A 20,401-nucleotide genomic window follows, 5' to 3' on the forward strand; every position below is an offset into this window, starting at 1 on the left:
ATCTAACATTGTACTAGATGAACTAGATAAAGAATTGGAAAGAAGAGGACACAAATTCGTTCGATATGCGGATGACTGTAACATTTACGTGAAAAGTAAACGAGCAGGACTTCGCACAATGGCAAGCGTATGAATGGGGAAGTACTCGGAAGAGGTATTGGCGTATTTCAAATAGTCCAATATTACACAGAACCCTTGGTAACTCCTATTGGAGAAACCAAGGGCTGAAAAGTCTTGAAGCTCGTTATGAAAACTTGCGTCAATGATCTTAATTGAACCGCCGTATACGGAACCGTACGTACGGTGGTGTGAGAGGACGGGAGTTAATCGCTCCCTCCTACTCGATTAATCAAATCGAAAATTTATTTCGCTAACTCTGTAAGATATTCTTCCTTTTTATTTTCATCAAATCGACCTTCCCATTTCGACATAACGATCGCTGCTAAAGAGTTACCAATTACGTTTACAGCAGTACGAGCCATGTCAAGAATACGGTCGATACCAGCGATAAATGCTAAACCTTCTAATGGAATACCTACAGAACCTAAAGTTGCGAGTAATACAACGAATGATACACCAGGTACCCCTGCAATACCTTTAGAAGTAACCATTAGTACAAGCACTAATGTAACCTGTTGAGCAATTGTTAAGTCAATGCCGTATAACTGAGCGATGAAAATAGCGGCAATTGCTTGGTATAAAGTTGAACCATCTAAGTTGAATGAATAACCTGTAGGGATAACAAAGGATGTAATATCTCTTGGACATCCAAACTTCTCCATTTTTTGCATGATACGCGGTAATACCGTTTCAGAACTTGATGTGGAGTACGCTAAAATAAGCTCGTCCTTTAAAATTTTAATCACTTGGAAAATGTTCACATTGACAATTTTCGCTGTAATTCCTAATACAACGATTACGAAGAAAATCATCGCACCGTAAACTGTAATGACTAATTTACCAAGCGGAATCAATGATTCTAATCCAAATTTTGAAACGGTTACAGCCATTAAACCAAATACCCCAAATGGAGCAAATTTCATTACTAAGTTTGTTACCCAGAACATGGCATCTGCAACACCATGCGCAAGGTCAAGGACTGGTTTCCCACGTTCACCTATCGCTGCAACTCCTAAACCGAATAATACGGAGAAGAAGATAACGGATAACATATCGGCTTCTGCCATAGCTTTCACGACGTTTGTTGGTACAATGCCAACAATCGTTTCAATGAAACCACCATCATGTTCAACTTGTTCAGTTGTTTCAACATAGGATGAGATATCCGTTTGTTCCAACTGATTCATATCAATACCTTCACCAGGTTTAAATACGTTTGTAATGAGTAAACCAAGGATGATGGCAATCGTTGTGATAATCTCAAAATATATTAATGTCTTACCACCAAGGCGACCAAGTTGTTTTAAATCGCCTGTACCAGCTACCCCAACAATTAGCGTTGAAATGATAATTGGTACAACAATCATTTTAATTAAGTTTAAAAAGATTGTCCCAAGCGGTTTCAAATATGTTTCGACAGCTGGATTTCCATAAAATACAGCCCCTACAACTATCCCCAATACTAACGCAATTAAAATCTGTGCTGCTAAACTGATTTTGAATTTCTTTTTCAAAATATTCCCCCCTGTTTAAATAAAAAAATAACCAAAATAATATTAAAAAGTTTCATACAAAATCCGACAAAATCCGATAAAAATTTTTTTAATTTGCTTTATTTACAATATCTGCAAATAACACTTGGATGAATTTTTTTATATTAATTTTTACTTTTCTTTCTTCGTTATTTCTAATTTGATTCATTAATTTCCTAATTTCTGTAAATTCGAAATAGCGGGGGGCGTAATATTCAAACTCTGAGTTTGTATAATCTACTAAACCTAAATTTGCAAGGTTAATCATAGCAGCTAATATCGTTCGACGAATACGCTGTTCAATCGATTTACTTTCTTTTATGATTTCATCAGGAGTGGTTTTGGTTAGACCAGCAACTCGCTCGTACAACTCTTTTAATGGTGGAAGAGGTGTATTTTTTTGTTTATCTGCCATCAATAATTCTATTATTTTTGTAATATCTTCACTACCTACCTCTCCAATAATCCCCATATCATTTAAGATGCTTAAAACATGGTCACGTGTTGATTTTTTGGAATGATGGATGCTAGGTGTCTCAAAATTTGAAAGAGATTGTCGTATTGCGGAAATGGAGCTTTTTAATCGATATTGTTCCTCAGTTTTTCTTAATACCATTTCTACTTCTACCTTATTAATTGGCTTATGGATAAAAAATTCAATTCCTTTTTCGTAAGCTTGAGCGACCATCTCTTTATTAATGACTTGAGAAATCATAATAAACTTTCCATCGTAAAGATTTTCCCGAAGTTGTTCTATCGTTGCTAACCCGTCTAATATAGGCATTAATAGATCGATGATAACGAAATCTGGCTGCATCACTAATATTTGGGTAATCGCTTCTTGTCCATTGGAGGCTTCTCCAATCACTGTTCCAAGTTGGCTATCTTCAATAATTTGGGTGAGCATGGCACGGCTTGCACGATCGTCATCAACTATAAAATACCTCATTACGATTCTCCTTTTTGCAGTATATTTAATGGAAGTTTGATTGAAAATGTTGTCGTTTCATTGCTTATTACATCAATCGATCCATTTAGTTTGTGAACGATAGCTTGTACATGAGATAAGCCGATTCCAGTCGAAGGTACGCCTTCACTGTTGAATTTTGTAGTATATCCTGGGTCGAATATGACAGGGATTAAATTTTTTGGAATGCCAATACCTGTATCTTCTACTGTAATAGTTATGAAGTCCTTAGATGTGTTTATCGCAATATGGATTGTTCCTTCCTCTTCAATTGCTTCTACAGCATTTGCAACTAAATTATTCATTAGTGCAAGTAAAGGAAGATGTTCTTTTGTATAAAAATCTTGATTATAGGAAACTTTGAATTGAATTTTTTTATTTAGCATTTCACTGTATTTTTCATTCGCTTCCTTTACAAATTGAAGTAAATCAGAGATGAAATAAGCATCTAATTGTTCCATTTTTAATATTTTTGATAAGCCTGCATAAATTCTTTGTTCATCTTTTTTGACTTCGTGAATTTCTTGAGCAATTGAAAGCGCTTTAATACTTAGCAATGGATCTATCTTTTTTAATTGTTCATATAAACTATAACTATTAGCGGTAATATGTTCGATTTCGTTCATGGATTTTTTTAAATATAATGCTTCTACGTAAAGTGTTGAGATGAAGTTTAATAATTGTTGCATTTGTCTTTTTTGTTCTTTTACAGTGATAGAACTATAAATACCGATGACGAAGAAGCTACGGATGATGGCAACTAAAAGTAGTAATGCAACTTCTTTGATTGTTACAGAAATGTCTGTAATAAATAATGTGGTTGTTAGCTGTTCAACGTAATTACTTACAAATTCAACGATGGTTACCAAACTTGCTAATAAGAAAGGTTTCGATTTGTTTTTTTCAAGTTTGATAATGCTTAGACCTATAGCAAATAAGATATAAAAAAGACCTGCTGGAATATGAGAAATTAATGAAACCGAAAATGAACTTATTAATAATAGTTCATCTAATAATGCACGAAAAAGGACTACAACGATTCCTGTTATGCATCCAGTATGAATCAGCGGTAATGGTCGAATCAATACTGCTAATAAAAATATTACGGTTCCTAAACCGATTCGGAAAGGTGCACCTTCAAAAGGAATGACTTTCACTTCACTTGCAATAGCTGTCAAAATTGCAACAATGAATATCAACAAATAATCATACCGATAGTTCATTGATTTTGCTTGTTCCATAATAACTCCTTAAAAAAATAGTTCTTCCATTTATTCTAATCTAAAATAGAAGGAAAATAAAAAAGAAGTATTTCGATAAAATAAAAAACCACTACTGAATTTCAGTAGCGGTTGAAATTTCAAATGTATGTATGGCGGAGGAAGAGGGATTCGAACCCCCGCGCGGTTTGACCCGCCTGTCGGTTTTCAAGACCGATCCCTTCAGCCAGACTTGGGTATTCCTCCATTTGGACAAGCAATAATATAACATGGAATTTTCAATAAGTCAATAAAAACAATGATATAAAAATCACAAAATTAGGATGTTTATGGAATAGTGTGCTACAAGTAGAAGAATACCCAGAACAAAACATTGCAATTATCATTGTATATGAGGTATACTAATTTATGCCGTGCTAGGTGGGGAGGTAGCGGTGCCCTGTAACTCGCAATCCGCTCTAGCGAGACTGAAGTCCTTTTTGAGGCTGTATGCATGTAGGGTTTGCCTCTTGCACGTAGCGTTGAAGGTTGGGTCCCGCGCAATGGGTAGCCATGAACCATGTCAGGTCCGGAAGGAAGCAGCATTAAGTGGTTTCACCCATGTGCCGTGGGGTAGCCTGACCCGAGCTGGCGACAAGAGTAGCACCTATGTGCTGCAGTCGAGGAAAGGTGCACGGCTTTATAATTGAAAAATTTGCCGTGTCGGCTATTTTATATAGTTAAATATTATATCGAACAATTTTGGAAAGGCTGTAGATATCTTAAACAATGAGATATCTACAGCCTTTTTTAATGTCAATGAATCGATCTGTATTCCACCAGATGCGAACAGTTTCTTAATAAAAACTTAAGAATTTGTTATTTTTTTCAATTACTCGGAACTATATGTTAAAAAAAACGTACTAATCAACAAAAGATGTGAAAAGGAGATGTCGCTGGGTGCAAAGAAATATATTCATTCTAATGATGGTAGTCTTTATTACTTTCTTTGTTCAAATTGATACAACACGTGCTGCACCACAATTGGAAGTGAAAGCAGAAGTAGGTGTAGACAACAAAATTAAATTGTATACACCTTTACCAGTAAAATTAACAATCACAAATAATGGGAGTCCCTTTTCAGGGGATTTAGTCATCGATGCCGCAGTTACTTTTTCTGCCGGTTCTGCTCAAGTTTATGCACTAGATCTGGCAGAAGGTGAAACAAAAACAATTACTCTTTATTTGGACGGTTTATCAGACGATTATTATTATCGCTCACAAAACGAAAGCCTTTTTTCCTTTTATGATGGTGGTATTGAAAAAGGAAAATTAATTGATTATTCAGGCGATAAAAATATTCGTTTTCGATCTTATTACGACGGAGATTATTCATTTATTTTTACTTATACGGAAAATAGTGATCGTTTAGCGGCATTATTACGTTTGAGTCAATATGTTCCAAATAATATTGAAATTTTTCATTTAAATCAAATCCCTAATTATGATTTTCCTATAGATTTCAAAGGATTTGCCATGGCAGATATATTCGTTGTGGATGAAATGAATATTGCCGATTTATCAGAAGAGAAGCAACAGGCAATTTATGAGTGGGTAGAAAACGGTGGAATTCTGCTAGTTGGAGCATCTGAACAAGTGGAGCGTTCCATGGGGATATTTGGTGAATATCTTCCATTAAATTTGTCCTCTGAGAAAGTTATCGTCACGAAAGAAGTATTAGAAACATTATCTAAAGGCGGCATTTTTACGGAAGATATTGAAGTATTCCGTGCAACTGAAAAAGAAGGTAGCAAAAGAATCCTCGCTGATGGAAATACAATACTTGCCTCATCCATTGACTTAGGGAAAGGAAAAATTATTCAAACGACTTTTTCGTTAGGAGATCAGCCGCTCTCAACGATGGATGGTTATGGAAAGTTAATAAACGAAATTTTGCAGCTTCAATCGAATAGCAATCAATGGAACAGAGGGAATTTTTTAGACGTGTTGCCATATGAGGTTGGAAATTCTAATGAGTTATTCCCTTCATTCCAAGTAAAAACGCCACTCATTATTATTACAATCATACTTTACATGTTCATTGTAGGACCTATTTTATATCTCGTATTAAAAAAGCTCGACAAAAGGGAACATGCATGGTGGCTTATCCCTGTTCTATCAATTGTATTAACATTGTCAATGTTCATTGTTGGAGCAAAAGATCGCATTATGCAAGCTCAAATCAATCAGTCAGCCTTTTATAAAGTGAATGGCAAAAACTTATCAGGCTATTATGTAGAGTCTATTTTAACGAATCGAGGCGGAGATTTTGTATTTACTGTAGATGAAAATACGTCTGCCTTTGCGAAAAGAAACTATGGAATGAATACTTTCGGTATCTTACATGAAAAATCCTATGTTAAACATCATGGGAATGGAACGACCATTCACTTACGAAATTTGAATTATTGGTCTGTGCAATCAATTATTGGTGAAACTAACATACCAAATGCAGGGAACTTTGATATCGATTTAACTGTGAAAGATTCAAAAATTGAGGGAACGGTAAAAAATAATTTCCCATTTGCTGTGAAGGATGTTGCTATTTGGTCTGGTACACGAGAGATTCTATTAGGAGATATTAAACCGAATGAGACAGTAAAGGTTTCTGAATCCTTAAACAGCTCAATTCTTTTAAAACCAATTGTTTATGGTAATTATTTAGGAACGCCAAAAACGGCAGAAGAATTGATTCCAAAAAGAATCATGCAACTGAAATATCAGGCTTTAAATTTAATGGATGAAAATCAGCCGGTAGTTATTGGTTGGGCAGAAGAAGCGATCGTCGGTATTCAATTAGATGGTAGGGCAGAAGTAAACCCTATCGCTGTTATTCTTCAAACATTTGAACCAAATATGGATCTTGAAGGGGAATTTACAGTGAATGATAGCATGATGGAAACAAATATATATCCTGTCAATGCTGGATATATGGAAATGTATAATGAACAAAATAATGAATGGCAATTAGACCCTGGTGAGTATGAATATATAGCTGTCATTCCAGAAGAATTATTTGATGGAAAATTGCAATTGACAAAAATAAAAATATCGAATCACGAAAATAAAAACCTAACAATTTCCCTTTGGAATTATAAGACAAATCGTTTTGAAGAAATTCAAGAGAAAGAAATGTTATTACAGGAAAATCTCGAACAATATATTTCAGAGTATCATGAAATAAAGATGTTATTACAGGTTAAAAACAATATTGAAATGTCGCCAATTAAATTACCGACTGTAGAGATTCAGGGGGTGGCTAATAAATGATTGAAATTCAAAATCTCACAAAAAAATTTGGTACTTTTACAGCCCTTGACCAGTTGACTATGACTGTTGGAGAAGGTGTAGTTTTTGGTTTTGTTGGTGCAAACGGGGCTGGTAAATCTACAACTTTTTCTATTCTCGCCACCCTCCTCTCCCCATCATCAGGCGATGCTTTTATTAATGGGAAAAGCGTTGTAAAAGAGCCAAAAGAAGTGCGGAAATTAATTGGCTATATGCCAGACTTTTTTGGAGTTTATGACCAATTAAAAACAGATGAATATTTAGATTTTTATGGTGCGTGTTATGGACTTTCAGAAAAACAAAGGAAAGTGCTGATTCCACAATTGTTAGAGCTCGTCAATTTAACGGATAAACGTTATGAATATGTAGATTTGTTATCCCGGGGAATGAAGCAGCGCCTATGTTTAGCTCGTTCGCTCATCCATGATCCGAAAGTGTTAATTTTAGATGAACCAGCATCTGGTTTAGATCCGCGAGCAAGGGTAGAAATGCGAGAAATCATTAAGCAGTTAAAACAGATGGGGAAAACGATTTTAATTTCATCCCATATACTTCCTGAACTTGCGGAAATGTGTGATGAAATTGGTGTTATTGATCGAGGGAAATTAATTGCCCATGGAAATGTTGATTCCATACAGTCCAAATTACAGGGAGATAAGAATATTACGATAAAAGTTTTACATGAAATTGAAAAAACGGTGAAGTTTTTAGAGGAAGATCCATTTGTTTCATCAATTGAAGTGCTAGAAGGAAATGAAGCAATAACGTTTATTTATAAAGGGACGAAGGAAGAACAAATGAAATTATTGCAAAGAGCAATTGTTGCGGGACTTCCGGTTTATTCTTTCATGGAAGATGAAAAAGATTTGGAAGATGTTTATATGGCGATTACGAAGGGAGCGGATTCAAAATGAAAGGACTATTATCCAATCCTGTATTGATGAAAGAATTAAAATTGCGTTTCCGCGCCTTTAAAAGCTTTTCAGGCTTAATGTTTTATTTAGCGGTATTAATCATATTTGTTTCAGGCTTCTTACTAATATTTACGCAATTTTCTACCTCTGGATTTTTCGTACCTAGCAATAGTTTTACGATGTTTTCTGTACTTTCTGTATTGCAAATGGCCCTTGTTATGTTTATTACACCAGGGCTTACTGCTGGGGCAATTAGCACAGAGCGGGAGAAACAAACTTTAAATATTTTACTGACGACAACCCAATCCTCTTCGCAAATAATTATTGGAAAGCTATTATCCTCTGTAGCATTTCTTATTTTAATGTTAATAGCTGGGCTGCCGCTTTATAGCATTGTGTTTTTATTTGGAGGAGTGTCACCAGGACAATTTTTTACAATGTTTTTCTTTTATTTAGTTACATTAATTGCGATCGGTAGTATTGGCATCATGTTCTCAACGATTACAAAAAGAACGATTATTTCGATGATTGCAACTTACGGAGCGATGATATTTTTAGGAGGTATTACTGCTTTCTTCTTCTTTGTAGGTTTTTCTTTAGAACAAATGATGATGTCGCAACAACAAAATACTCAAGGTTTAACGACATTCTTACCAATATCGTATTTTTGGGCAAGTATTAACCCAGGCGTACTTATTCTTACTTTGCTTATCCCTGATACGAAAACAGCTTTAATAGATACAGTTGGAATTAGTTTTCCAAATTGGATTGTTTATTTAATCTTTTATGTATTTATCACCATTGTTTGTTTAACCATTGCCATTCGAAAATTGCGAGCAAATATGAAAACAAATCGTTAGGAGTGAGAAAGATGGATCGTCAAAGCGGATTATTAAAATACGTGAAGAAAGCAAAAAGAAGCTTAAACATTGAAAAAATGCTGCCTATGTTACAATACGGAATTTTCTTTTCATTAATACTTAGCCTGGCGATCCTCTTCGTTTTTCGCTTCTTTGTTTTCGCCTATTATGACGAAGTTGCTTTGTTTGTGGCGTGTGCAACACTTATTGTGACGGTTGTTTATATATACTTTAAGCGCATTCGTTTGAAGGAAGCGATACGGGAATTAGATTCTTTTTATCCTTATAACGAATTAGTAACAGCTCTTTCATTTAACAATGAGGAGCATCCATTAGCAGATTCAATTATGAACAAAGCTATTAACGAATTGGAAGGAGCTTATGACCGTTTTAAAAAGCGACCAAAAAACTATTGGCGACCAAAAGTATTGCTTGGAATTTTGGGTGCTATCATTATTATGGCTACTTTAGTCATTTTTCCTTCCAAAACGCAACAGGAAGCGCAGGTTGTTGAAAAAGAACGAGAAGTCATTCAGGAAATGGAAAAGGAAATAGCGAAATTAGAGAAAAAAGCTCAATCTGAAGAAGTAAAAAGGGAAATGAAAGAGCTCCTTGAAAAATTGAAAGAGGTAGAGACTTCTGAACAAGCGCTTCGAGAGGTAGTAAAGAAACAAAAAGAACTAAAACTGCAACAACAAAAATTGCAGGATAAGAAGTTAGGAGAAAAGGGTGAAACTTCGGAATTATCGGAAGAAGAATTGCAAAAACTGAAAGATTTAGCGGAAATGCAAAGTTTACTTGCAAAAAATGCTTCGAACACTCAAAATGCCTTAAGTAAAATTGGAAAGCCTATTAGCTTTGATTTGCAAAACACGATAGCTAAAGCGATGGATTCTCAAACGAACGATTCTAACATTGGAAACAACTCTCAAAACATGAATAACCAAAATGGCAATTCCTCAATGGGGAATAATAACAGCAAAGCCAATCAGCAACAAAATAATAATCAGACTGGTCAAGGAAGTAATGGTTCTGGCAGTAGTCAAGGCCAAGGACATACTGGATCTGGTTCCGGGAGTAATCAAGGTCAGGGAAGCAATGGATCAACAGGTCTTGGCCAAGGTCAAGGAAATGGATCTATGGGAGGTAGCGGTGCAGGAAAAGGAAAGGGAGGTCGCAATCTTCTATCAGTGCCTAGTGGGCGGCTTGGAGAAAGCAATGAACCAACTGTAGACAGTGGTCCGATAGGTGAAGGAGATCCAGCAATTGAACAAAAAGGACCAGTTCCCGTGACAAAGGGAAGTGTTCGACCATATGAAGAAGTCATCGGAGAATATGAAGAAAAGTATTTACAAAGTACCGAACGTTTGCAACTACCGAAAGATCTACAAAATGTAGTGGAATCATACTTTTCATCGATTCAGTCTGAAGAGTAGGGGGAATTAGTGTGTTTAGTGAAGAGCAATATTCGGAAATGGCAGAACAGCTGCAGCGAGTAAGAAAGGAAATTGGTAAATTTATTGTTGGTCAGGATGAGGCGATCGAATACACTCTTTATTCTATATTGGCAGATGGTCATGCATTATTAGAAGGGTTGCCTGGGATGGGGAAAACGATGCTTATTCGCACGATTTCAAGTGTTTTAGATTTATCCTTCTCCCGCATCCAATTTACGCCAGATTTAATGCCTGCTGATATTACAGGGACAAATATCATTCAACGAACTGAAAGAGGCTCACAACAATTTGTTTTTCAACCAGGACCGATTTTTAACCAAATGGTGTTGGCTGATGAAATTAACCGAGCAACACCCAAAACGCAAAGTGCATTATTAGAAGCAATGGGTGAAAAGACGGTGACAATTTTAGGAGATACGAAGCCTATGGCAAAACCGTTTTTTGTATTAGCGACACAAAATCCAATTGAAATGGAAGGAACATATCCTCTACCAGAGGCACAAATGGACCGCTTTTTATGCAAGATATTAGTACCATATCCTCGTAAAGACGAGTTAATGGAAATAATGAAACGGACGACAGGTTCACAAGATATTCAATTACAAAAAGTGATGAATACAGAACGTTTAATTATTGCCCAACAAATGGTAAAGGAAGTATTAGTAGCTGATGAAATGTTAGAATATGCAGCTGATTTAGTCATGGCAACCCATCCAAAAGGGGAGGATGCTTTACCTTTTGTAAAACAATACATCATGTATGGAAGTGGACCGAGGGGATTACAAAGTATCATTAAGCTAGCAAAAGCGAGAGCGGTATTTAACGGGAGATTTCATGTAGCTCTTGCAGATATAAAAGCTGTGGCTAAACCGGCTTTGCGTCATCGACTTCTTTTAAATTATGAAGGAGAGGCAACTGGAAAAACAACGGACGATTTAATAGAAGAAATACTACATCACATTCAACAAGGTGTCTCCGCATGAATCATTTCATTTTATCAGATGAATTGATTACCAAAATAGGACGCTTATCGGTTGCCACATCTTCCAAATTAAGAGGGCATCATAAAGGTTCGCATCGCTCTCAACGCTTTGGTTCTTCCTTAGATTTCTCAGATTATAGAGAATATGCGTTAGGAGATGATGTGCGTCAAGTAGACTGGAATGTATTCGCAAGGACGGAAAAATATTTTATTAAGCGTTTTTTAGATGAGCAGGAAATGAGAGTGCATATATTGCTGGATTCCTCTCGTTCAATGGGTGACGAGAAAAAGTGGCTATTTGCAAGACAGCTTGTTGCTGCTTTAGGAATCATGGTATTAAACAGAGATGATCGACTCTCCTTTTCTACTTTAGAGGCAGACACTTTTTTTAGAAGAAAAGGAGCAACTTATCGAAAAGTCTATTTGCAAATAGTGTCGCAAATGAAGGAAGCTACTTTTAAAGAGAGTTTTGCAAAGAATGGATTAAAGGCTTTACCAAAAGATAGTACGGTATTATTTGTTATAACGGATAGTCTAGAACCGATAACGGAATGGGAACATTTTTTCCGTAAACTTCCTCGTTTTGCAGGGGACGTTCGTTGTATTCAAATTGTGACGGAAGAAGAATTAAATCCAACCTATACAGGGGATGTTCGGTTAATTGATGCAGAAAGTAATGAAGAATTAAACGTTTCTATGTCGAATAAAGTGCTAGAACAGTATAAAAAAGAACGCGCTCAACACGAAGCAGCTTTCCATAAGATATGCAGTCGCTTCGGCATTCAAACAATTCAATTAGTCGTTGAAAATGGAATTCAGCACGCGATTTTTCATCAATTATTAATGAATCGGTGGGTACAGTGAGGTGATACGCTTTGGGGGTTAGTCAATTAATCTTTTTATGGACCATTGCTTTTCCAATCATTGTCCTTTTATATTACTTCTTTCGAAAGAAATATAAAGAACAAGAAGTATCTTCCACACTTTTTTGGGAACAAGTGATGCAAGAAACCCGCGTATCGCCTTACTTAAAACATTTACAAAGGAATGCGCTATTTTATTTACAGATGTTAGCACTACTGTTGTTTGTTCTTGCATTAATGAATCCCTATTTAAAAACAAAGGAAATTGGCGGAGAACAAGTAATATGGATTGTGGATACGTCTGCGACAATGCTTGCAGGAAAAGAACAATCGACCTTTGAAAAACATCTAGAGGAAATGCGTTCACTCGTGAAAGAGATTGGGGGAAGACCATTAACAATCATTACAACAGGTAGTGATCCAAAAGCAATTATTCGTCAAGAAACGAATGTGCAGCAAATCGAAAAAGCAATCGACGGATTAGCCGTAACTTACGAAGAGCAGCATTTAACGAAAGCAATTGAGATGGCAAATGCTTTTATCGGTGATTTGCCAACAACAATATATTTATTTACAGATGCTGTATCCCGTTCGGATTTGCCTATAGAGAGTGAACATGTGAAATGGATTGTTAAGGGAGCAGATAGAGACTTAAAAAATGTGGCAATCACTCGATTGGCAGCAACAAGCATAAATGGTGAAACGATTGCATTGTTACAATTAAAAAATGAAACAGAAGAAAATCAAACGGTACAGCTTTCTATTACAAATAAAGATGGCGATGAGTTATTGGAAAAAACCATTACGTTACAACCAAAAGCAGAATTGGCCAACACATTTGAAGCTTTGCCGAATATTGATGTGCTTGTTGCAACGATTCAAGTAAAGGATGATTACGAAGCAGATAATTCGATGATGACCATCGTTGGAAGTAATCCTTATGAAATTGCGGTAGGACAAGATATGCATAAGTTAGTGCAAATCGGGTTTCAATCGGTAGGTCTTGATGTGAAATCTGTTCCTGAACATCAATTGGAATCCTTAAGGGGTGCGATTGTAGTAACGAATCAAACCGAACTTCTTAAGCGTAATGAACCGATTGTATTAATTGGCCGAGATGATGAAATTGAAAGTGAAGTAAGCGGAAAAATAGAAGTAATACAAGATGAATTGTTTGCGTTCAGTTCGCTAGAAGATGTATATGTAAGTGCGGTTTACCCACCATTTGATGACTTTGATACGATTGCAAAGGTTGGAGACAAACCATTTATTCAACGGTCTCCTAAAGGAGATATTGTCGTTTTAGCGGATATTCAGTCAACAGACTGGCCGCTTTATCCTTCATTTCCTTTGTTTTTATGGAGTGTTCAAAATGAACTAATGGAAGGTAAAACTTCATTAGGAATATTTACGCCAAATGAACAACGAGCTGTTTCGTTATTGCCAGGTGACTGGTCCATTTACAATGCAGATGGCGTGTATATTTCTTCTTTTGAACAATCAAGAGATTTTCAAGCGCCATCAAAACCAGGGTTATATGTTGTTCAATCAGAACATGAGGAGAGACCTTTTATTGTTCAATTACCACAGAAAGAGCGGACAATTGAAGAAGGGACGAGTTTTGAATTAGGAAATGTCGTAAGTGGACAAGAGGATATAACGAATCAATCAATTGCGAAATGGATTGTGCTACTTATTTTATTTTTGATTGTGGTTGAGTGGGAGGTGCAAAGAAGACGTGGATTTGCGAATTGATCATCCAATTTTCCTGCTTTTGCTCATACCACTCTTAGGGTATTTGATTTGGACGTGGTTACATCATCGTTCATTATTAAAAAGGAAACATGGAATTGTCTTCATCATACGTATTATCACTATTATTATGCTTGTCTTTGCCATTGCATCTCCTTATTTGTTATTGCCGGTGAAGGAAGAGCAAGTATTATTCCTTATCGACCGCTCTGCTTCAATGGCAGGCACTGAGGATGAAGCGTTAAAGTTTATCGAAGAAAGTTTACGAGAAAAGAAAGAAACCCATTCGGTAGGGATTTATTCTTTTGCATCGAACTTTCAAACTGAAGCAATCTTATCTAAGACATTAGAGCATGTTCCAAACTTAAGTGAAATACGTGAAGTGGGTGAGACAAATATTGAACAAGCACTACAACTAGCAACAGGAATCGTTGATAAGGACAAAGCAACACGCATTGTTCTTATGACGGATGGTTTACAAACGAAAGGTGAAGTTTTAGAGAGCATAACAAAAATAGCTGGTTCAAAAATTTCAGTAGATGTTGTTCCATTAGGTAGAAAAATAAGCAACGATGTTTCAATTCAGAGCTTTACAACACCGCAAGTGGCTTATCAGGGAGAAGAACAAACATTAGTGACTGAAATTGAATCAACAACAGATACAATGGGCGAATTGCTGTTATATGAAAATGATCAACTTATTTTCCGGGAAACAATTCAGCTAGAAGAAGGGAAAAATGTTTTTACTTATCGACATAAAGGCAATAAAGAAGGTTTAGTCAAATATGAAGCATACATTCAAACCGATGAAGATGCAATCTTAGAAAATAATAAGTTGACAAGTATAACAATGGTTCAAAGTACCCCACGATTACTCATTGTTAGTGATAGAGAAGAAGGCTCTCCAATTGCTGATATGTTAAATCCTTCTTCCATCCAATTTGAAGAAGTGTCAGCTGAAGAATTGCCGAGCTCGCTATCATATATGTTGAAGTATGATGCCATTATTTTTGACAATGTTCCTGGCCATCTTGTAGGAGAAGCGAAAATGGGTGTCATCGAGCAGGCGGTAAAAAACTTTGGCGTTGGCTTTATGATGGTTGGTGGTGAAAACAGCTTTGGCATTGGCGGATATTTTAAAACACCAATTGAAAAGTTGTTACCAGTAGAAATGGAAGTAAAGGGTAAACAACAACTTCCATCTTTAGGGCTTGTCATTGTACTTGACCGTTCTGGCAGTATGATTGGGCTAAAAATGGAATTAGCAAAGGAAGCAGCGGTGCGTTCCGTGGAGTTGCTTCGAGAGGGAGACACTTTTGGATTAATTGCTTTCGACTCGCATCCATGGGAAATCATTGAAACTAAACCATTAGAAAATAAAGATGAAGTGACTAATACCATCTTATCGATTCCGGCTGAAGGAGGTACGGAAATTTATCCTTCTCTTTCTTTAGCCTATAATAATCTGTTTGATTTACCATTACAAAGAAAACATATTATTTTATTAACAGATGGACAGTCAGCTACATCAGGTAACTACGAAGAACTAATTGAAAGTGGGAAGAAAAAACATATTACATTATCAACTGTTGCCATTGGGCATGATGCGGATCGTCAACTTTTAGAAAGCTTAAGTGAATTAGCTGGAGGAAGATTTTATGACGTGGAGGATGAAACGACGATTCCTTCGATTTTATCTCGTGAGACAGCGATGATTTCTCGGACATATATTGTAGATGATCCGTTTTATCCGGTCATTTATCACTCAGAAGGTTGGAACCAGTTGTTTGAAAAGGGCGTTCCTCAAATGAATGCTTATATAGGTACGACAGCGAAAACTACAGCTAATGTGATAGCAGAAAGTGAAAAAGAAGATCCGGTGCTTGCAGAATGGCAATATGGATTAGGAAGGACGATTGCATTTACTTCCGATTCAACAGGTGCTTGGACAGGTGATTGGGGACGTTGGGATCGATGGGTTGACTTTTGGAATACAGCAATTTCTCGCTTGCTGCCGACTTATAACGAAATTGCTTATGATATTCGAATGGATGGAGAAGGCTCATTCTTAATTACCGACCCAACGAATCAAGCTGCATTTTTAGATGTAGCAGTTGTAGATGAATATGGAAATGAATTGGAGGTTCATTTAGAACCGATTTCTGCAAGTAAAGTGCGAGCGGTTGCGGATGCAAAACCGGGGCTTGTATTTTTTAGAATTTCAAAGGATGACAATGTATATCAAACGGGATTAACGGTGCCGTATAGTTCGGAATATAGATTGCAACCACTAAATGAGAAATTATTAGAAGAAGTAGCAGATAAAACTGGTGGCAAAATCGTAGAGGATCCTCAAGAAGTATTTCGAAAATTCAACGAACAAGGAGCAACACGTCAAAGCATTGCTACCATTATATTGCTCGTCAGTTTATTGCTTTTCTTTGTCGACATAACGATAAGGAGATTTGGTTGGGCCTTTTTCAAGCAAATGGGCAAATCGAAAAATATTGTGACAGCACAAAAGGTAACAGAGGAAGAAACGAGTGTAGCTGAAATATTAAAAGAGTTAAGGAAAAAATAATAATAAAAGGATAGGATGGTGTCGTAGTAGGTGGCGCCATCTTTTTTCAATCATTTATTATGCTCTACAGAAAAGAAGAAGTAATGTAATGAGTTGTGCTATAATGTAGCTACAAGAATGACGAAGGTAGAAGGAGAGGAAATCGTTGACGTACCAAGCATTTTATCGTGTTTACAGACCACAAAGTTTCCGCGAAATGTCTGGTCAAACCCACGTAAAAAGAACACTTCAAAATGCTCTCCTAGCAAATAAAACAACGCATGCGTATTTGTTTTCTGGTCCACGAGGTACAGGTAAGACAAGTACTGCTAAAATTTTTGCTAAAGCATTAAATTGCGAAAAAGCACCAACAAATGAACCTTGTAATGAATGTCCAACTTGCCGAAGTATAACAGAAGGCTCGCATCCGGATGTCATTGAATTCGATGCCGCTTCCAATTCCCGCGTTGAAGAAATTCGCGACATTATTGAGAAAGTAAGGTTTGCTCCCGTAAGTGCTCGCTATAAAGTGTATATAATCGACGAAGTGCATATGCTTTCTACGAGTGCTTTTAATGCTTTACTCAAAACGTTAGAAGAACCTCCATCTCATGCGGTATTTATTTTAGCAACAACCGAGCCTCATAAATTACCAGCTACAATTATTTCTCGCTGTCAACGGTTTGATTTTAAACGCCTCTCTTCCAACGATATTGTGGAACGAATGAAATTAGTGTTAGAGGATATCAATTTACCTTTTGAGGAACAGGCGTTAAAAGTCATTGCCCAAGCAGCTAGTGGTGGGATGAGGGATGCACTAAGTTTATTAGATCAAGTCGTATCCTTTAGCGGGGAAAAGTTGACTTTAGAAAATGCTTTGTTGGTAAGCGGATCCATAAGTCAAGATGTATTCTATGATATGGTTGTTGCTTTAAAAGAAAAAGACATTGCACATGTCCTATCTTTATTGGAAGAGTTAATTGCAGAAGGAAAAGATCCTCTTCGTTTATCGGAAGACTTAATTACCTTCTTCCGAGATTTATTGTTGCTTCAAACAAGCGAGGATTTAGAGGAACTGTTAGAGCTAGTGACGCCAGAGGAAAAATTTATCGAGTTGTCCCGCGAGTTTTCAGCCGATGCGCTTTACGGATATATCGATATCCTATCTAAAACACAGCAAGATATGAGATTTTCTCATCACACGAAAGTTTATTTGGAAACGGCTTTATTGAAAATGACTCAATTTTCGAATGTAGGTGTGTTGAAAGCGGGAGAAATGCCACAAGCGGATTCTGTATTGAATAATAAAGTCATACAATTAGAGAAAATAATTTTTCAATTGAAAGAGCAAATTGAAAATGGAGTGGCGATGTCTGCAACGGATGCACCAGTTAAAGATGAGAATCGCCAAAGAACAAAAATAACGAATGCATACAAAGCGCCGACGGGTAGAATAAAAGAAGTATTAAAAGAAGCTACTAAAAAAGACATTATTCAAATTAAAAATGCTTGGTTACCTGCACTCAACCAACTGCAAAAATCACAATCAGCTCTATTTGCGGAAGCAGAACCAGTTGCAGCTTCTTCTAGTGCATTTGTGATAAAATTCAAGTATGATATACATTGTCAAATGGTTGCTGAAAACAAAGACCTCACTTCTACATTTTCTCAAATACTTTTCCAACAAATGGGTATCATGTACGAAATTTTATGTATACCAGAAAGTCAATGGACCGTTTTGCGTGAAAACTTTATTCGGGAGAACGGTTTAAATCTAAAAAAAGATCAAAATGCAGGTAAGGTTCAGGAAAGCGCTCCTGAGGCGCCATATATTGACGATGCAAAAGAGATCGAATCGGAAGACCCAATTGTGAAAGAAGCGGAAAAAATGTTTGGGAAAGATTTTATTGAAGTAGTAGAAGATTGATGATTTTCAGCATAATTATTAATGAATGTCAATGAAGGAGGACGTATTTATGCGTGGAATGGGTAATATGCAAAGTATGATGAAAAAAATGCAAAAAATGCAAAAGGAAATGCTTCAAGCACAAGAAGAATTAAATGCAAGACAATTTGAAGGAACAGCTGGCGGTGGCATGGTAAAAGTAATAGTTAGCGGTGAACGCAAAGTGCTTGAAGTCAACATAGATCCTTCTGTAGTGGACCCTGAAGATGTAGAAATGCTGCAAGATTTAATTACCGTTGCAACAAATGATGCATTGAACAAAGTGGATGAAGCAACTGCGGCAACAATGGGCAAATTTACACAAGGCTTAAACCTTCCGTTCTAGGAGGAAAAATTAAATGTATTATCCTGAACCAATATCAAAGCTCATTGATAGCTTTATGAAATTGCCAGGCATCGGTCCGAAAACTGCGGCTCGACTGGCATTTTTCGTTTTAACAATGAAGGAAGATGCAGTCTTGTCCTTTGCAAAGGCATTAGTTGATGCGAAGAGAGACTTAACATACTGTTCTGTATGTGGACATATTACAGATGTGGATCCGTGCCAAATTTGTACTGATCAATCAAGGGATGTCTCAACAATTTGTGTCGTACAAGACCCTAAAGATGTGATAGCTATGGAGAAAATGAAGGACTACCATGGCTTGTATCATGTATTGCATGGCGCTATCTCACCGATGGATGGAGTTGGACCAGAAGACATAAATGTAGCTTCTTTAATCAACCGATTAAAAGATGAAAGAGTAAAAGAACTTATTTTAGCAACCAATCCAACGATTGAAGGAGAAGCAACGGCAATGTATATTTCACGTCTAGTAAAACCATCCGGAATTCGAACAACCCGTATAGCCCATGGATTACCAGTAGGTGGCGATCTGGAGTATGCTGATGAGGTAACGTTATCTAAAGCTTTGGAAGGACGGCGTGAAATATAAAGTGGGTTTATTTAGTAGAAAAGGAAAGTTAAAAAAAGAATTTGATGAGCAGTTAGCGCGATTAATGCAAGAAACGAAAGATGATTGGAATAATGCAAAACTTCTTGAAGAGTTAACCGAAGATTATAATTTAGATGTCATTGCTCAAAGTAAAATTGCTGAAAGCATTCACTTTTATCTTTTTAAAGAAGCACGAATCCGAAAAATCATGTTGCGTTAAATAAAAGTAGGACCATCGTATAAAACAATTTCCTGATTTATAAAAAAATAAATACTAAGAGTAGCCGTTATAGCATATGTTTCCAATGTACTTAAACTCAGGAGGAGATTGGATGGGTACATATTTAATTTTAGGTGCTATATGCGTGCTACTCATGATACTTCTTACTATTGGTAAAAGAATTGGCTATGGAATAATCATTGAAAAGCTCGCAATTTTTTGGTTCCGCCTAGCTTGTTCTTTCGCCTTTTTGTATATAGCACATATAACGGTTGATGGATTTGATATTATCGTTCCAGTTAACTTCTTTTCCGCTTTAACAATCACTATATTAGGATTTCCAGGAGTTCTATGCATAGCAGTTTTAACTCTTTTACAATAAATTAATTAAAATCTCTTGCATTGTTTTAATTATGTTGATATAATGAATTTCCCTTTGAGTTACAAAATAAACAAGGGAATTAAAAAAATATTGACAAACAAAAGATGATTTAGATATAATGTAAGAGTTCTCTATCGAGAGTTAAAAATGTGTAAAAAAAGCTTGAAATATTAATTAAACATGATATAATATTTTAGCGTCACTAAATTAACACTAGATGAACCTTGAAAACTGAACAACAAAACGTTAATGCAATAAATTATCTAGTTGTTAACCCTCGTTGACAAACTAGATTCGGACATTAAATTTTGAGCAAATCAAATTTTCTTTTATGGAGAGTTTGA

At 36.2% G+C, this 20,401-nt stretch carries 16 protein-coding genes, 1 tRNA gene, 1 other RNA gene and 1 pseudogene; 15 read left to right on the forward strand and 4 right to left on the reverse strand.

Annotated features, from left to right (window positions below):
* Positions 1 to 130 (forward strand): annotated as a pseudogene (locus tag HF990_RS15420) (group II intron reverse transcriptase/maturase); the annotation flags it as partial.
* 232 nt (positions 131 to 362) lie between these two features.
* Here the strand turns inward: HF990_RS15420 and gltP are convergent.
* From gltP to HF990_RS13270, 4 genes are all read right to left on the reverse strand, one after another.
* Entirely contained in the window at positions 363 to 1,634 is a 1,272-nt protein-coding gene (gltP, locus tag HF990_RS13255; protein WP_168412774.1) for a glutamate/aspartate:proton symporter GltP, read from the reverse strand.
* An 88-nt stretch (positions 1,635 to 1,722) separates the two neighbouring features.
* Entirely contained in the window at positions 1,723 to 2,601 is an 879-nt protein-coding gene (locus HF990_RS13260) for a response regulator (protein ID WP_168412775.1), read from the reverse strand.
* Positions 2,601 to 3,860, reverse strand: a complete 1,260-nt coding sequence (locus HF990_RS13265) for an ATP-binding protein (protein ID WP_168412776.1) — start codon at positions 3,858 to 3,860, stop codon at positions 2,601 to 2,603. The genes HF990_RS13260 and HF990_RS13265 overlap by 1 nt, the downstream gene beginning before the upstream one ends.
* A gap of 132 nt (positions 3,861 to 3,992) precedes the next feature.
* Positions 3,993 to 4,085: transfer RNA gene (locus HF990_RS13270), tRNA-Ser, on the reverse strand.
* A gap of 165 nt (positions 4,086 to 4,250) precedes the next feature.
* Here HF990_RS13270 and ffs point away from each other — a divergent pair.
* The 14 genes from ffs to HF990_RS13340 all read left to right on the forward strand — a co-directional run bounded on the left by ffs (position 4,251) and on the right by HF990_RS13340 (position 20,057).
* Positions 4,251 to 4,516, forward strand: an RNA gene (ffs, locus tag HF990_RS13275) — signal recognition particle sRNA large type.
* Positions 4,517 to 4,778: 262 nt separating this feature from the next.
* On the forward strand, positions 4,779 to 7,148 hold the full coding sequence (locus tag HF990_RS13280; protein ID WP_168412777.1) for a hypothetical protein: 2,370 nt from the start codon (positions 4,779 to 4,781) through the stop codon (positions 7,146 to 7,148).
* On the forward strand, positions 7,145 to 8,080 hold the full coding sequence (locus HF990_RS13285; protein ID WP_168412778.1) for an ABC transporter ATP-binding protein: 936 nt from the start codon (positions 7,145 to 7,147) through the stop codon (positions 8,078 to 8,080). The genes HF990_RS13280 and HF990_RS13285 overlap by 4 nt, the downstream gene beginning before the upstream one ends.
* Positions 8,077 to 8,940, forward strand: a complete 864-nt coding sequence (locus HF990_RS13290) for an ABC transporter permease (RefSeq protein WP_096549947.1) — start codon at positions 8,077 to 8,079, stop codon at positions 8,938 to 8,940. Before HF990_RS13285 ends, HF990_RS13290 begins: the two co-directional genes overlap by 4 nt.
* Positions 8,941 to 8,951: 11 nt before the next feature.
* Positions 8,952 to 10,376, forward strand: coding sequence for a hypothetical protein (locus HF990_RS13295; protein ID WP_168412779.1), 1,425 nt, complete (start codon positions 8,952 to 8,954; stop codon positions 10,374 to 10,376).
* Between the two features lie 38 nt (positions 10,377 to 10,414).
* On the forward strand, positions 10,415 to 11,380 hold the full coding sequence (locus tag HF990_RS13300) for an AAA family ATPase (protein ID WP_050988865.1): 966 nt from the start codon (positions 10,415 to 10,417) through the stop codon (positions 11,378 to 11,380).
* Positions 11,377 to 12,243, forward strand: coding sequence for a DUF58 domain-containing protein (locus HF990_RS13305; protein ID WP_016839568.1), 867 nt, complete (start codon positions 11,377 to 11,379; stop codon positions 12,241 to 12,243). Before HF990_RS13300 ends, HF990_RS13305 begins: the two co-directional genes overlap by 4 nt.
* Positions 12,244 to 12,254: 11 nt before the next feature.
* Positions 12,255 to 13,997, forward strand: a complete 1,743-nt coding sequence (locus HF990_RS13310) for a vWA domain-containing protein (protein ID WP_016839567.1) — start codon at positions 12,255 to 12,257, stop codon at positions 13,995 to 13,997.
* Positions 13,981 to 16,575, forward strand: coding sequence for a VWA domain-containing protein (locus HF990_RS13315; protein ID WP_168412780.1), 2,595 nt, complete (start codon positions 13,981 to 13,983; stop codon positions 16,573 to 16,575). The genes HF990_RS13310 and HF990_RS13315 overlap by 17 nt, the downstream gene beginning before the upstream one ends.
* A gap of 145 nt (positions 16,576 to 16,720) precedes the next feature.
* Positions 16,721 to 18,481: a DNA polymerase III subunit gamma/tau gene (gene dnaX, locus HF990_RS13320; protein ID WP_016839565.1), complete on the forward strand. Its 1,761-nt coding sequence runs from the start codon at positions 16,721 to 16,723 to the stop codon at positions 18,479 to 18,481.
* 49 nt (positions 18,482 to 18,530) lie between these two features.
* Positions 18,531 to 18,845 (forward strand): YbaB/EbfC family nucleoid-associated protein, encoded by a 315-nt coding sequence (locus tag HF990_RS13325; RefSeq protein ID WP_016839564.1) that lies wholly within the window; start codon positions 18,531 to 18,533, stop codon positions 18,843 to 18,845.
* A 13-nt stretch (positions 18,846 to 18,858) separates the two neighbouring features.
* On the forward strand, positions 18,859 to 19,455 hold the full coding sequence (gene recR, locus HF990_RS13330; protein ID WP_016839562.1) for a recombination mediator RecR: 597 nt from the start codon (positions 18,859 to 18,861) through the stop codon (positions 19,453 to 19,455).
* Positions 19,445 to 19,675, forward strand: coding sequence for a YaaL family protein (locus tag HF990_RS13335; protein ID WP_016839560.1), 231 nt, complete (start codon positions 19,445 to 19,447; stop codon positions 19,673 to 19,675). The genes recR and HF990_RS13335 overlap by 11 nt, the downstream gene beginning before the upstream one ends.
* Before the next feature lie 112 nt (positions 19,676 to 19,787).
* A complete protein-coding gene (locus tag HF990_RS13340; RefSeq protein ID WP_016839557.1) occupies positions 19,788 to 20,057 on the forward strand; it encodes a pro-sigmaK processing inhibitor BofA family protein in 270 nt (89 codons plus the stop codon).
* The last annotated feature ends 344 nt before the right edge of the window (positions 20,058 to 20,401 follow it).

Source organism: Ureibacillus thermosphaericus (assembly GCF_012396605.1).
In the GTDB taxonomy this organism is placed as follows: domain Bacteria; phylum Bacillota; class Bacilli; order Bacillales_A; family Planococcaceae; genus Ureibacillus; species Ureibacillus thermosphaericus.

Coding starts and splice junctions, on each gene's coding strand:
- HF990_RS13260 (WP_168412775.1), bottom strand. CDS start 2,601: ATGAGGTATTTTATAGTTGATGACGATCGTGCAAGCCGTGCCATGCTC.
- HF990_RS13265 (WP_168412776.1), bottom strand. CDS start 3,860: ATGGAACAAGCAAAATCAATGAACTATCGGTATGATTATTTGTTGATA.
- HF990_RS13285 (WP_168412778.1), top strand. CDS start 7,145: ATGATTGAAATTCAAAATCTCACAAAAAAATTTGGTACTTTTACAGCC.
- HF990_RS13290 (WP_096549947.1), top strand. CDS start 8,077: ATGAAAGGACTATTATCCAATCCTGTATTGATGAAAGAATTAAAATTG.
- HF990_RS13295 (WP_168412779.1), top strand. CDS start 8,952: ATGGATCGTCAAAGCGGATTATTAAAATACGTGAAGAAAGCAAAAAGA.
- HF990_RS13300 (WP_050988865.1), top strand. CDS start 10,415: ATGGCAGAACAGCTGCAGCGAGTAAGAAAGGAAATTGGTAAATTTATT.
- HF990_RS13305 (WP_016839568.1), top strand. CDS start 11,377: ATGAATCATTTCATTTTATCAGATGAATTGATTACCAAAATAGGACGC.
- HF990_RS13325 (WP_016839564.1), top strand. CDS start 18,531: ATGCGTGGAATGGGTAATATGCAAAGTATGATGAAAAAAATGCAAAAA.
- recR (WP_016839562.1), top strand. CDS start 18,859: ATGTATTATCCTGAACCAATATCAAAGCTCATTGATAGCTTTATGAAA.
- HF990_RS13340 (WP_016839557.1), top strand. CDS start 19,788: ATGGGTACATATTTAATTTTAGGTGCTATATGCGTGCTACTCATGATA.